This window comes from Pseudomonadota bacterium (assembly GCA_041395565.1).
GTDB lineage: Bacteria > Pseudomonadota > Gammaproteobacteria > UBA9214 > UBA9214 > UBA9214.
Genome location: JAWLAI010000004.1, coordinates 311329 through 324047, shown reverse-complemented (window position 1 = coordinate 324047; position 12719 = coordinate 311329). Strand labels below are relative to the sequence as shown.

13 protein-coding genes are annotated in these 12719 nt (G+C 66.6%); 6 read left to right on the top strand and 7 right to left on the bottom strand.

Annotated features, from left to right (window positions below):
* Window positions 1-10 precede the first annotated feature (10 nt).
* A complete protein-coding gene (gene glgP / locus R3F42_07460) occupies window positions 11-2599 on the top strand; it encodes an alpha-glucan family phosphorylase (protein ID MEZ5541864.1) in 2589 nt (862 codons plus the stop codon).
* Between the two features lie 230 nt (window positions 2600-2829).
* Here glgP and R3F42_07455 read toward each other — a convergent pair whose 3' ends face one another.
* The 3 genes from R3F42_07455 to gpmI all read right to left on the bottom strand — a co-directional run bounded on the left by R3F42_07455 (window position 2830) and on the right by gpmI (window position 5664).
* Entirely contained in the window at window positions 2830-3018 is a 189-nt protein-coding gene (locus R3F42_07455; protein ID MEZ5541863.1) for a hypothetical protein, read from the bottom strand.
* Between the two features lie 158 nt (window positions 3019-3176).
* Window positions 3177-4133, bottom strand: coding sequence for a hexose kinase (locus R3F42_07450; GenBank protein ID MEZ5541862.1), 957 nt, complete (start codon window positions 4131-4133; stop codon window positions 3177-3179).
* A gap of 13 nt (window positions 4134-4146) precedes the next feature.
* Window positions 4147-5664, bottom strand: coding sequence for a 2,3-bisphosphoglycerate-independent phosphoglycerate mutase (gpmI, locus tag R3F42_07445; GenBank protein ID MEZ5541861.1), 1518 nt, complete (start codon window positions 5662-5664; stop codon window positions 4147-4149).
* A 257-nt stretch (window positions 5665-5921) separates the two neighbouring features.
* Here gpmI and R3F42_07440 point away from each other — a divergent pair, with 257 nt between their 5' ends.
* Complete coding sequence (locus R3F42_07440; protein ID MEZ5541860.1) at window positions 5922-6149, top strand: hypothetical protein; 228 nt, start codon at window positions 5922-5924, stop codon at window positions 6147-6149.
* Between the two features lie 426 nt (window positions 6150-6575).
* On the opposite strand, the gene R3F42_07435 is transcribed toward R3F42_07440, so the two are convergent.
* Complete coding sequence (locus R3F42_07435) at window positions 6576-6929, bottom strand: TusE/DsrC/DsvC family sulfur relay protein (protein MEZ5541859.1); 354 nt, start codon at window positions 6927-6929, stop codon at window positions 6576-6578.
* Window positions 6930-7018: 89 nt separating this feature from the next.
* Window positions 7019-7483 carry a CopD family protein gene (locus tag R3F42_07430; GenBank protein ID MEZ5541858.1) on the bottom strand — a complete coding sequence of 155 codons (465 nt, stop codon included), beginning with the start codon at window positions 7481-7483 and terminating at the stop codon, window positions 7019-7021.
* Window positions 7484-7576: 93 nt separating this feature from the next.
* On the opposite strand from R3F42_07430, the gene R3F42_07425 reads away from it, so the two are divergent.
* Entirely contained in the window at window positions 7577-8149 is a 573-nt protein-coding gene (locus R3F42_07425; protein ID MEZ5541857.1) for an NYN domain-containing protein, read from the top strand.
* A 34-nt stretch (window positions 8150-8183) separates the two neighbouring features.
* Here R3F42_07425 and R3F42_07420 read toward each other — a convergent pair whose 3' ends face one another.
* Window positions 8184-8462: a GIY-YIG nuclease family protein gene (locus tag R3F42_07420; protein ID MEZ5541856.1), complete on the bottom strand. Its 279-nt coding sequence runs from the start codon at window positions 8460-8462 to the stop codon at window positions 8184-8186.
* A 123-nt stretch (window positions 8463-8585) separates the two neighbouring features.
* Between R3F42_07420 and R3F42_07415 the strand changes: the two genes are divergently transcribed.
* Together R3F42_07415 and yeiP are read left to right on the top strand one after the other, a co-directional pair.
* Window positions 8586-9071: a peptidylprolyl isomerase gene (locus R3F42_07415; GenBank protein MEZ5541855.1), complete on the top strand. Its 486-nt coding sequence runs from the start codon at window positions 8586-8588 to the stop codon at window positions 9069-9071.
* 14 nt (window positions 9072-9085) lie between these two features.
* Window positions 9086-9649: an elongation factor P-like protein YeiP gene (gene yeiP / locus R3F42_07410; protein ID MEZ5541854.1), complete on the top strand. Its 564-nt coding sequence runs from the start codon at window positions 9086-9088 to the stop codon at window positions 9647-9649.
* 12 nt (window positions 9650-9661) lie between these two features.
* Here yeiP and R3F42_07405 read toward each other — a convergent pair whose 3' ends face one another.
* Window positions 9662-11569, bottom strand: a complete 1908-nt coding sequence (locus tag R3F42_07405; protein ID MEZ5541853.1) for an ATP-binding cassette domain-containing protein — start codon at window positions 11567-11569, stop codon at window positions 9662-9664.
* Between the two features lie 112 nt (window positions 11570-11681).
* On the opposite strand from R3F42_07405, the gene R3F42_07400 reads away from it, so the two are divergent.
* Entirely contained in the window at window positions 11682-12671 is a 990-nt protein-coding gene (locus tag R3F42_07400; GenBank protein MEZ5541852.1) for a hypothetical protein, read from the top strand.
* Window positions 12672-12719: the final 48 nt, after the last annotated feature.

The following is a 12719-nucleotide window of genomic DNA, read 5'->3' as shown; positions in this document are numbered from 1 at the left end:
CGGTGATGCCATGAATAAGAAGACTCGCAAGGGAACCCACTTCAGCGTCGAGATCCAGGCCACCCTGCCCAGGCGTTTCGAGCGGCTTGGCGAGCTGGGTAACGACCTCTACTACAGCTGGAATCGCGGCGTGCGGCGCCTGTTCCGCCACCTCGACCCGGAATGCTGGGATGCCTGCAATCACAACCCGCGGGTGTTCCTGCGCCGGTTGCGCCAGGACCGCATCAACCAGGCCGCGGAAGATCCGATCCTGCTCACCGAGTACCGGCAGACCCTGTCCGGCTACGACACCTACCTGGAGCAGATGCCGAGCACGCGCATCGACCGTTTTCTCGACCCGCAGCACGACCTGGTCGCCTACTTCTCCGCCGAATACGGCTTCCACGAAAGCGTGCCCATCTATGCCGGCGGACTCGGCATCCTGGCCGGCGATTACTGCAAGGCCATGAGCAACCTCTGGGTGCCCTTCATCGGCATCGGCATCCTCTACCGGCAGGGCTATTTCACCCAGCGCCTGGATTGCAACGGCAACCAGATCGCGGACTACAAGCACAGCGATCCCTGCGACCTGCCGGTGGCGCCGGCACGCGACGGCAATGGCGCCGAAGTGCAGGTTCGGATCGACCTGCCGGGACGCAGCCTGGTACTGCGCGTGTGGGAAGCGCGCGTCGGCCATATCCGCCTGCTGCTGCTGGACAGCGATGTCGAGGTTAACACCCCGGCGGACCGCCAGTTGACCGCGCAGCTCTATGGCGGCGACCGCGAAATGCGCATCCAGCAGGAGATCATCCTGGGCATCGGCGGCGTCCGCGCCCTGCGGGCGCTGCAGTACGCGCCGACGGTGTGGCATATCAACGAGGGCCATGCCGCGTTCCAGATCCTCGAGCGCTGCCGCGAACTGATCGTCGGCGGCATGGACTTCGCGGCGGCACTGGAGCAGGTGGCCGCCGCCACGGCCTTCACCACGCACACGCCGGTGCCGGCCGGCCACGACGTCTTCGATCACGGCCAGATGCGCAACTATTTCCGCACCGCCCCGCATGATCTCGGAATCGACGAGGCCCGGTTCCTGGCGCTGGGCGCGAACCCGCGCGACCCGAACGGCTTCAGCACCACCTCGCTGGCCGTGCGCGGCTCGCGTTTCCGCAACGGCGTCAGCCGCATCCACGGCGACGTGGCGGCCGAGATGGAGGCCTATGCCTGGCCCGAGATCGACGTCGCGGAAAATCCCATGGGCTACGTCACCAACGGCGCCGACGTCGACACCTACCTGGCGCGCTCCTGGGTCGCGCTGTTCGAGATGTACATGGGCGGCGGCTGGCGCGCGAAGCTGACCGACATCCAGTTCTGGGACACCTTCATCGACGAGATCCCCGATCACGTCTTCCTGAGCGTGCGCCAGCTGCTCAAGGCCGCCGCCATCGACGACATCCGCACACGCGCACTGCAGCAATACGAGCGCTGCGCGCGCACCCGCTCGCTGGCCAACCGGCTCACCGCGCACCTGAATCCGCGCAACATCAACACGCTGATGATCGGTTTCGCGCGCCGCTTCGCGACCTACAAGCGTGCCGGCCTGATCTTCCGCGACCTGGAACGGCTGGCGCGTCTGGTCAACGATCCGCAACGGCCGGTGACGCTGGTGTTTGCCGGCAAGGCCCACCCCAACGACCAGCCCGGGCAGGCGCTGCTGCGCCGGATCTTCGAGATCAGCCTGCGCCCCGAATTCCTCGGCCGGATCATCCTGCTGGAAAACTACAACCTGTCGATGACACGCGAGCTGCTGCCCGGTGTCGACGTCTGGCTCAACACCCCGGAGTACCCGATGGAGGCCTGCGGCACCTCCGGCATGAAGGCGGCGATCAATGGCGCGATCAACCTCAGCGTCGCCGACGGCTGGTGGGCGGAGGCCTGGAACGGCAACAACGGCTGGACCATCACACCCCACCCCGAATTCGACCGCGAGACCCGCGAGCAGCTCGAGGCGGCCGAACTCATGAACATCCTCGAGTACCAGGTCATCCCCGCCTACTACACCCACAACGGGGAAGGCTATTCCGATGAATGGCTGCGCATCGCACGCGCCTCCATGAAGACCATCCTGCCACGCTTCAACACCATCCGCATGGCCACCGACTACCTGCAACAGTCCTACGCGCCGGCGGCCCGCGAGGGCCGGCGCCTGAGTGCGAACGCGGCAACGGGCGCGCGCGAGCTGGCTGCCTGGAAGCAGACGGTTGCCCGGTCCTGGCCGGCCGTGCACGGACAGCTGGTCACGCCGGTACCGGCATCGATACAGGCCGGTGAGATACTCTCATTCGAAGTGGCGCTGACGCTCGACGGCCTGCAGCCGGAGGATGTGGTGGTCGAATGCGTGCTCGGCCGGAGCGACGAGGACGGAAACTTCGAGATCACCCACCGGCGGCTGTTCTACCTGGCCGGCGACCGTGCCGACGGTACCACGCTGTACCGCTGTGACCTGTTCGATGTCGACAATGGCTGTTCCGCCGGTGGTCTGCAGCAGTTCCGGATACGTTACTACCCCTGCCATCACCTGCTCAGCCACCCGCTCGAATGCGGATTGATGCGCTGGCTCTAGCAACGGTTGCTTCAGCCTGCGCAGGCGTCTGTAATCCGCAAGACTTGGCTCCGGCTGCATCCGCCAGCCGCGGCGCGAGTCGCCTTCGCGCGCGGCGCTGCGCAATGCCGCATCCGCCGCAGGCAGACAGCGCAGCCGGCAGTAATACTGAGTCTGGCAGCCCCCGCTCGCGGGGACGAGTGATTGGCTCTACGCGACGCCGGGGTTATCGGGGAGCCGCGCGATAACCCCTAGTTGCACAGGCGATGGGCGCAGAGATGCGAGTACTCGATCTCCACGGTGCGGGTCAGCGACAGCAACTGACCCAGCGTCTCGATGTGGACGTTGCCATATTCGAGCACCATCAGCTCCAGGCTGTTCCTGGCATTGAGGATGTCATTGGTAGCGACCTGAACGGTCGCGCGCTTCTTGTCGGCCATGGATGCACTCCCCCCCGGTTGGTGCACGCCTGGCTGGCGAGAGTGCCGCCAAGCTACTGCAGTATAGCCTATCCGGTATACCGCAGTCTTGAGATCAGTCAACTTCCGGAGGTCGCCTGCAGCCGGGATTCCGTCACCGCAGGCGTGAACAGCCCGACTCAGACATCCAGGGCAGTCACCTCGAGGCGGGCGATCAGCGGCTCCAGTTCCGCGCTGCTGAACAGTTCGGTCCCGGCATGCGCAGCGGTGGCGCTGCCGCAGGCGACGCCGAGCCTGAGCATGTCCTGGGCATTCGCGCCGCGCGCGGCCGCGCTGACCAGCCCCGCCAGCAGCGCGTCGCCGCAACCCACCGTCGACTGCACGTGCATGCGCGGCGCGGCGCAATGGTAACTGTTGCCGGACTGCACCAGGATGGCGCCGTCGGGACCGAGCGAGATGCAGACCTGCTCGATACCGCGCTGCTGCAGTTCGCGTGCCGCGGCGGCAACCGATTCGATGCTCTCCAGACGCCGCATGGTGGTCATCTCCAGGACGTAGCGGTTCAACCGCAGCAGGTAGGGCTGTGCCTGGAGAACCTCCTGCAGCACCGGGCCATAGGCGTCGACCACCGCCCTGCCGCCCTGCTCCCTGATGCGTTCCGCAAGCCCGCGCCGGTGCGAATCCGGCACCCCGGGCGGATTCGAGCCGGTCAGGACGCCGTAGCCCTGGCCGCAGGCGGCAAGGAAACAGCGGTCGATGTCGTCCAGCACGGCCGCGGGTATCTCGGGCCCGCAGCTGTCCACCTCGTACTGGGTCGGGGGTGACTTCTGCTGGATGGTGGCGTTGACCCGTGTCTCGCCCGCCACCTGGAAAATGGTGTGATGGTCGCCGAGCCGGCCACCGAGCAGGCGCAGCAGCAGGTCGCCGCTCTCGCCGCCGATCACGCTGCAGCAGCTGAACGGGACGGCCAGCTCGGCCAGCGCGCGGGCGACATTGATGCCGTTGCCGCCGGGGTAGTACCGGGTGCGCTCGGCGCGCACCTTGCGATCGGCGACCAGCTGCGCCACCTCGTAGCTGATGTCCAGCGCCGGGTTGTGCGCCAGGACGGCTATGGCGGGGTCGCGGGTGTCGGTCATGACTGCCTCCGGTTCACAACAGTCCGTCTTTCAAAATCAGGCTGCGCCCGGTCATCTCGGGAGGCCGCGGCAGGCCAAGCAGGTCGAGGATGGTGGGTGCGATGTCCGCCAGGCCGCGCCCGGTCCCCAGGCGCACCGGCCCCGCGCCCATGATCAGGAACGGTACGGGATACTCGCTGTGCTGCGTATGGGGCTCGCCGGTATTGGGATTCACCATCTCGTCGCAGTTGCCGTGGTCGGCGGTCAGCAGGATACGCCAGCCGCGCTCGAGTGCGACACGGAAGACGCGGTGGCTCTCGTTGTCGATGGTCTCCACCGCCCTGATCACGGCCTCGCGCCGGGCGGTATGCCCGACCATGTCGGTGTTGGCGAAGTTGGTGACGATAAAATCGTGCTGCCCGCCCGTGATGGCCTCGATGAGCTTGTCCGCGACCTTGGATGCGCTCATTTCCGGCTGCATGTCGTAGGTCGCGACCTTGGGGGACGGCACGATGGTGCGCTCCTCCCCCGGATAGGGCTGCTCCCGGCCGCCGTTGAAGAAATAGGTGACGTGCGGATACTTTTCGGTTTCCGCGCAATGCAGCTGGCGCAGCCCGGCGGCGCTGATCACCTCCGCCAGCACCCATTGCGGCGACTGCGGTTTGAACAGCACGGGGAACGGGTAGCAGGCGTCGTATTCCGTCATGCACACCAGGCGCTGCAGGACGGTGCCGCCGCGCGCGAAGCCATCGAAGTCGGCCAGGCCGAAGGCGGCTGCCAGCTGGCGCATGCGGTCACTGCGGAAATTGAAGCACAGCACCGGTTCATCCGGCGCGATGCCGCGGAAGCCCTGGATGACGGTGGGCTGGATGAACTCGTCGCCCTCGCCGCGGGCGTAGGCCGACTCGATGGCGGCCCGCGGCGAATCGGCGTTCAGCCCGTCGGCCCGCACCAGGCAGCGCCAGGCGCGCTCTGTGCGATCCCAGTGCTTGGCACGGTCCATCGCGCAGTAGCGGCCGCACACGGTGGCGATGCGGCCCTTGCCCAGGCGCATCAGCTTGTCCTCCAGACGTCGCAGATATTCCAGCGCGGCCTGGGGTGCGGTGTCGCGGCCGTCGGTGATCATGTGCAGCACCGGCTCGACACCCCGCTCGTGCAGCAGGTCGAGCAGACCGAACAGGTGCTCGATGTGGGAATGCACGCCGCCGTCGGACACCATGCCGACCAGATGCACGCGCCGGGCATCCCGCAGCAGCTGTTCCCAGACCGGATTGTGCGCCAGCTGGCCGTCGTACAAGGCATTGGCGATACGCACCAGATCCTGTTCCAGGATACGCCCCGAGCCGAGCGTGAGATGACCGACCTCGGAATTGCCGAACTGGCCGTCGGGCAGCCCCACGGCGCGGCCGGATGCCTGCAGCACACTGTGCGGCCAGCTGGCGAAATAGTGGTCGAGATGCGGGGTGCGCGCGAGCGCCCAGGCGTTGTGGGCACGGCTCGGATTGAGGCCGAACCCGTCGAAGATCACCAGTAGTACGGGACCGGGTTTCATCGTCCCGGCGCCGCGGCGGCATGTGTCAGGGTCTGCATGCGCGCATGGTACCGCAGATTCCGGCGTGCGTCCCGTCCCCGTCACGCCCCGCCCCGGGCGGCCGGCAGCGGCGGACCCGACCGGGTGCACGAGCAGTTTCCTGCATGGTGAGGATGAAAAAAATTCATTTTACTGCGGCGGGTGGCGCACCTTAATAATTGCCCTTGCGGGCAGTTGCCCGCATGACGCACAGACCGCATGGTCTGCCAGGAGCAAACATGAAATTCAGCACCATGCTGTTCGCCGCCGCCCTTACCACTGCAGGCGCAAGCCAGGCGGCGGTCGTTCAGGCAACCACCGATCCCCGTGACGTCGACGACAAGGTCGACTGCATCAGCGATTTCATCGCCTCCGAGCTGGATGCCGCGAAACATGATGCCTATATCGAGGAATGCATGCAGGCCAAGGTGGCCAAACGGGCGGGACAGTCCAACAAAAAGGGCTGATCCGGCCGGGGCCGGCAACGCGCCCTACCCTGCCCAGCGGCAGGATGGGACGTTGACCGGCCCACGGGTGTACCCGCCTTCCCACGCAACCCACCCTCGCGCTGCATCCCGGCGCAGCCGCCAACCCCCGCGGGATGCGCTGCCAGACCTCTCTTGAAAACCGCAACGGGATGCGCCGGTTACGCACAGTCGCGTGCGCGAGCCTCGGTACGGAATGACGCCCGGCGGCACAGCCGGGTGAATAAACACACTACGCGCCCCGGGCCCGCACACCGGGCGGATTCCCGGGACCAAGAGCACCACTCCGCAGCGGCCGACCGCGATCCGGAACGCCTCCGGCACGCCTTCTCGAAAGCAATGGGCGCCATTTGCCCGCAACAGGAGCCTGCGGCTCGTTAACCCTGTCGGTGACAGGCCCGGCGCAGTCTACTGCACGCTGCCGAAGCCGCGGTCCACGCTGCCCGCCGGCGGTTGCAGGCCGGCCAGGCGACAGCCCTGTGCCACGGGTCCGCCCGGAAACAGGCGGTAGAGATATTTCATACCGCCCTCACTGTGGAATTTCTCTTCCAGGGCGTCGTGCAGCTCGCGCGGGTTGACCGGTGGTCCTGCATCGTGCCGTGCGAAAAACTCCTGCAGCGCCCGCACCGCCAGCCAGTGGTCATCGTTCAGACGCAGACCTTCGGTGGCTGCCGTCCGCTGCGCCGCCGAAACCGTCCAGTCATGGGGTGCATGCGGAAACCCGGGATTCGCGTCCTTCCGGAAAGTTCTCAGGTCGATCACGTTATGCTCCTTGCGCACGTCCGCGCCGTTTCCGTCAACATACAACATGATTTCACTGTAGTCGGCACTACCGCACCCCGCAAGCCGGATCAGCCGGGCAGGTAACGGCCACCCGCGGCAACCGCCACGACCAGCAGGCCGAGCAGCAGATTGATGCCGACCAGACGGCGTATCTGCGCCAGCTGCCGTCCCCCGGCCGGCCAGTCCGCTGCGGCCACCGCCCGGCGCAGCCGCCGAAACGGCGCGAAGTAGACGTGCAGGAAAATCAGTATCATCGCGTAACCGCTCCAGTGCATCACATGCACATGCAGACCGACGTGGTCAAAGCCGCCGAAGGACAGCAGGATCATGCCGTAACCGGTGGCGAGGAGGACGGCGATCGCGGCGAAGACCCATGGGAAGAAGCGGCGGAAGACCCCCTCCCACAATTGCAGCCGCGCGCGCGCCTCCAGCTGGGCGGCCGCCACCGGCCGCAGCACCATCCACGCGAAAAACATTCCGCCGACCCAGATCACTGCACTCCAGACATGCAGCAACAGCGCGATTCCCGTCATGATTCCACCTCGTGATTGACATTGAAATTCCCAGGCTATCTGTGCATTGTACAGCGCGAGCGCGGCGCAAACCGACAGCCGCCGGACAGCACCATGGCAAACAGCGAGATACCGCAGGTCCTGATCAGCCAGTCCGTCGCCATCCTCGTCGACGGCAACAATATGGAGCGCAGCATCCACGCCGAAACGAACCGGCCGAACACCATGCTCAATTTCGACACGCTGGTCCCCAGGCTGCTGGGCAACCGCGCGCTCAACCGACTGGTGTACTTTCGCGAGGGCAGACAAATCTCGGCCAAGCTGCGCGAGCGCCTGCACGCCAACTACCACGGCTCGGTGCGACCCTGCCACAAGAGCGCGGATATCCCGCTTTCGATCAAGGCCACGCAGCTTGCCAACAAGGTCGACACCATCATCATCATGTCGGGTGACTCGGACTACGTCGAGCTCGTGAGCCACCTGAAATCGGAAGGTGTGCGGGTCGAGATCGCAGCCGTGCCCGCGGCGGCGTCGAAGCTGCTGATCGAGGAAGCCGACTATTTCCACGCCATTACCAGCGACGACTGGTTCACCCTGGAGCCGAAGAAGAAAGTCCTGCGCAGCCGCCCGCCCCATCCCGGCACCGGTGCCGGGGACGCCACCCCGCCGGAGGCGGATCACGGCTGAGCCTTACAGCACGGGCATCCGGCCGGCACCGGCGCTACATGACGCCGCCGCGCGGGTGCGCGGCAGCGCGGCACCTGGCGATCAGCTGCAGCTTGCCGAACCGCGTCAGTTTCTTGATGGCCGCTTCGCGCCGGCTGGCGCTGCGCCGGTCGTGCCCGCTCTCCAGGTAGACGATCCGCAGCGGCCGGCGTCCGCGGAAATATTTCGCGCCGCGCCCGTCGTCATGCTGCCGGAACCGGCGCTGGATATCGTTGGTGATACCGGTATAGAGCGAATCGTCCGTACAAAGAATGATGTAGACCTGCCAGTCCATACCGTCCGTCCCGCCCAATCCCCCGATTTTGATGGCGTTTTCACCCACCTGACAACGGGTTGTGTTAACATGCCGGGATTACGCCGCATTCCCGCCGCAGTCTATTCCTAACAGGAGCCGCACATGCAGATAGCAAACAATCGCGTGGTCAGCATCGCCTACACGCTGAAGGACAACGACGACAACATCATCGACCAGTCGAGCGACGGCAGCTTCTGCTACCTGCACGGTGCCAGCAACATCATACCCGGTCTGGAGGATGCGCTCACGGGCAAGACCGCCGGTGACGAATTCTCCGTGTCCATACCGCCCGAGCAGGGTTACGGCCTGCACGACGCCGAACGGGTCCAGGCCGTCCCGCGCGACATGTTTCCCACCGATACGGATATTCAGCCCGGCATGCAGTTCCATGCCCAGAGCCCCGATGGCAACATGATCGTGGTCTCGATCGCCAAGGTCGAGCAGGACACCATCACGGTGGATGGCAATCATCCGCTCGCCGGCGTGCAGCTCAATTTCGACGTCAAGGTGATGGAGATTCGCGAGGCCACCGCCGAGGAAATGGAGCACGGCCACGTGCATGGCCCGCACGGGCATCACCACGGCTAGGCGCCCGCCCGGTCATGAAGGCGAGCGAGCTGAAGAAAGGCATGGTCATCGACGTCGATGGCCGCAAGATCATCATCAAGGCACTCGACGTGCAGAGTCCGTCGTCGCGCAGCGGCAGCACGCTCTACAAGGCACGCGGTTTCGATATCGTCACCCGGGCCAAGTACGAAAACCGCTTCAAGGGAGACGACATCATCCAGCCGGTCGATTTCAGCCGCCGGCCGGTGCAATACCTGTACCGCGACGCCGACGGCTGCACCTTCATGGATCGCGAGACTTACGATCAGTACACGCTCGCCGCGGACGCCCTCGAGGAAGAGCTGCAATACCTTACCGAGGAGCTCGAAGGTGTGCTCGCCATCATCGCCGATGGACTCATCCTCGGCATCGAGCTGCCGGCCACCGTGGTGCTGCCGATCAGCGAGACCGCGCCGGGCATGAAGGCCGCATCGGCCTCCTCGCGTACCAAGCCCGCCACGCTCAGCACCGGGCTGGTGGTGCAGGTGCCCGAATATCTCACCGCAGGCGAGCTCATCAAGGTCAATACCGGCAGCGGCGAATACATCTCGCGCGCCTGAAGCGCGCACCGTTCAGCCCTCCAGCTCCGCCCAGCGCGCATAACACGCCTCAAGCTCAGCCCCGACGGCCTCCAATCGCGCCAGCGTCGTACCGATCAACGGGCCGTCCTGCCGGTAGAACGCCGGGTCGCTGACCGTCCGCTGCAGCCCGGCCTGCTCGGCCTCCAGCGCCTCGATACGCGCCGGCAAGGCATCGAGCTCACGTTGGTCCTTGAAGGACAGCTTGGCCGGCCGGCCCGGGGCAGCGGGTGTCTCGCGCCGCGGCTGTTCCCGTGCCGGCTGCGCCGCTGGCGTGGCCGGCACCACGGGCTGCGCCTGCCCTGCCGGGGCACGCTGGCGCAGCCAATCCGAATACCCGCCCACGTATTCATTGACCACACCGTCACCCTCGAACACCAGCGTGCTGGTGACTACATTGTCGAGGAAGGCACGGTCGTGGCTGACCAGCAGCAGCGTACCGGGATAGTCCAGCAGCAGTTCCTCGAGCAGTTCCAGCGTCTCCACGTCGAGGTCGTTGGTCGGCTCGTCCATCACCAGCAGGTTGGCGGGCTGCGCGAACAGTCGCGCCAGCAGCAGGCGGTTGCGCTCGCCGCCGGACAGAGAGCGCACCGGTGATTGCAGCCGCTCGGGGGGGAACAGGAAATCACGCAGGTACCCGGCGACGTGCCGGTCACGGCCATTCACCGTGACCCGGCGGCTGCCTTCGGCAACGCTGTCCAGCACCGGCTTGTCCGGATCGAGCTGCGCGCGCTGCTGGTCGAAATAGGCGGCCTGCAGACGCGCGCCGCGCCGCACCCGACCGTGCGTCGGCTGCTGCTCGCCCAGCAACGTGCGGATCAGGGTCGTCTTGCCGGCCCCGTTCGGACCGATGATGCCGACCCGGTCACCGCGCAGGATCGTGGCGGAAAAATCCGCAAGCACGACACGCGCCCCGAAATGCACGCTGACATGCTCCGCCTCGAAGACCAGCCGGCCGGATTTTTCGCCCGCGTCGAGCTGCAGCTCGGCAGTGCCGCCGCGCTCACGCCGCTGCCGGCGCTCCTCGCGCAGCGCGACGAGCGCCCGCACCCGCCCCTCGTTGCGGGTACGGCGCGCCTTGATGCCCTGCCGTATCCAGGCTTCCTCCTGCGCAAGCTTGCGGTCAAACTGGGCGTTATGACGTTCCTCCACCTCCAGCTGCGCGGCCTTCCTGCGCAGGTAGTCGTCGTAGTCGCCGGGCCACGATGCCAGCTGCCCCCGGTCGAGTTCGACGATGCGGGTCGCCAGCCGGCGCACGAACGCGCGGTCATGGCTGATGAACAGCAAGGCGCCGGGAAAATCCACCATGAAATCCTCCAGCCAGGTGATGGCCTCGATGTCGAGGTGGTTGGTCGGCTCGTCCAGCAACAGGATGTCCGGTGCGCATACCAGCGCCCGGGCCAGCAACACGCGCCGCCGCCAGCCGCCGGACAGCGTGTCGAAGGCGGTCTCGCCATCCAGCTGCAGGCGTGACAGCACACTGTTCACACGCTGCTCCAGCAGCCAGCCACCCTGCGCTTCCAGTTCCTGCTGCAGGGCGGCCAGGCGCGTCATGGCGGCCGCATCCCCCTGCTGGCCGAGGGCGTGCGCAGCATGGTGGTAGGCTGAAACCACCCCGGCCAGCGCGCCGAGCCCGGCGGCCACGACGTCGAAGACCGGCGCTTGGCTGTCCAGCGTGACCTCCTGCGCCAGCGCGGCTATCCGCAGCCCCGGGCGCAGCCACACCGTGCCCTCATCGGCGGCCTGCTCGCCGTCGATCACACGCAGCAGCGAGGACTTGCCCTCGCCGTTGCGCCCGACCAGGCACACGCGCTCGCCCCGGCGCAGCTCGAAATCGACCCGGTCGAGCAACGCCCGGTGGCCGAAGGCCAAAGACACCTTGTCGAGTCGCAGTACGGGCATATCGAATCCGTGCACGGGAGGAGCTTTCGGGTTCAGGTGATGCGCTGCCGGACAAGCGCAGCCGGACTGGTGTAGCATAGCGCAATCGAGGCCTGAGAGGCGTGCCGGCACGATGCCGTTCGAATGTTACTCACAGCGCATGCTCAACCCCTTTCGCGGCAGCATGAACTGCGTGCGCTACCGCAGCGCCGATGCCGTCACAGCCGACGGTGAGCACTGGGATATCTATGTCAGCAACGAGGGGCTGCTGGAGGACCAGGCGGGCGATGGCCGGCTGCAGGTCAGCGACATCCGCTTTGGTGCCTGGTCGCAGCAGACCGGCCTGCGGCGCGGACCGATCTACCCGTCCGAGGATTTCCGGCTCATGGAGCAGCTGGGACAGGCGGTCTTCGAACACCTGCTCGAGATCCACGATCAGGTGCCGTTCCCGTTCCGCGATCACTTCGAGCTGTGGCTGCTGGACACACAGGCGCGTCCGCTGGTGCTGCTGGACAGCGCCCTGACGGCGGCCGACCTCGACCGCAGCCAGCCGCTGCGGTGGCTGCCAGGGCAGAACTGCCGGCATACCTTCACCTCCGCGGTCGCCACCCGGCTCGGGCTCGATACCGGGACACCCGGCGCCGTCGCCGATCACCTGGGGAACTACATCAATGCCTGCGCCGGTCCGCAACCGGCCGCCCAGGTGTTCCGGCGCCGGGAGGACGGAAGCGGCAGCGGACTGGATGGCGTCAACCTGCCAGGCGGGCTCGCGCGGCGCGCCCTTGCGGCGGACGCCTTTCCCGTCAACCTGATCGAAACCACCCGTCATGACGCGGCACATCGCCAGCTGCTCGAGGACTTCATCCGCTGGCAGGCCCCGTGGCAGTTGCTGCTGCCGTCACTGGACGCGGATACCCGCGCCGCCTTCGAACAGCATGCGCGTATCCAGCCGCTCAAACTCGCGCAGCAGTTCCGGCTGTATCCGGAAATCATCGACCGCCAGGTCATCGATGCAGCACGCGTGGAGGCCCGCCTGCGCCAGACCCGGCCCGCACGCCGGCAGCAGGAGCAGGTCCTGTCGACGTTCTACATCGAGTTGGAACCGGATCATGCGCAGGACTGATATGCGGCCCGCCGAGCCGGCGCAGCCGTCACGCCCCGCGCGCATGGC

What these genes read in the sequence shown, in the direction of transcription:
- glgP (MEZ5541864.1), top strand. Translation starts at nt 11, where the DNA reads ATGAATAAGAAGACTCGCAAGGGAACCCACTTCAGCGTCGAGATCCAG.
- R3F42_07455 (MEZ5541863.1), bottom strand. Translation starts at nt 3,018, where the DNA reads ATGGCCGACAAGAAGCGCGCGACCGTTCAGGTCGCTACCAATGACATC.
- R3F42_07450 (MEZ5541862.1), bottom strand. Translation starts at nt 4,133, where the DNA reads ATGACCGACACCCGCGACCCCGCCATAGCCGTCCTGGCGCACAACCCG.
- gpmI (MEZ5541861.1), bottom strand. Translation starts at nt 5,664, where the DNA reads ATGAAACCCGGTCCCGTACTACTGGTGATCTTCGACGGGTTCGGCCTC.
- R3F42_07440 (MEZ5541860.1), top strand. Translation starts at nt 5,922, where the DNA reads ATGAAATTCAGCACCATGCTGTTCGCCGCCGCCCTTACCACTGCAGGC.
- R3F42_07430 (MEZ5541858.1), bottom strand. Translation starts at nt 7,483, where the DNA reads ATGACGGGAATCGCGCTGTTGCTGCATGTCTGGAGTGCAGTGATCTGG.
- R3F42_07425 (MEZ5541857.1), top strand. Translation starts at nt 7,577, where the DNA reads ATGGCAAACAGCGAGATACCGCAGGTCCTGATCAGCCAGTCCGTCGCC.
- R3F42_07420 (MEZ5541856.1), bottom strand. Translation starts at nt 8,462, where the DNA reads ATGGACTGGCAGGTCTACATCATTCTTTGTACGGACGATTCGCTCTAT.
- R3F42_07415 (MEZ5541855.1), top strand. Translation starts at nt 8,586, where the DNA reads ATGCAGATAGCAAACAATCGCGTGGTCAGCATCGCCTACACGCTGAAG.
- yeiP (MEZ5541854.1), top strand. Translation starts at nt 9,086, where the DNA reads ATGAAGGCGAGCGAGCTGAAGAAAGGCATGGTCATCGACGTCGATGGC.
- R3F42_07405 (MEZ5541853.1), bottom strand. Translation starts at nt 11,569, where the DNA reads ATGCCCGTACTGCGACTCGACAAGGTGTCTTTGGCCTTCGGCCACCGG.
- R3F42_07400 (MEZ5541852.1), top strand. Translation starts at nt 11,682, where the DNA reads ATGCCGTTCGAATGTTACTCACAGCGCATGCTCAACCCCTTTCGCGGC.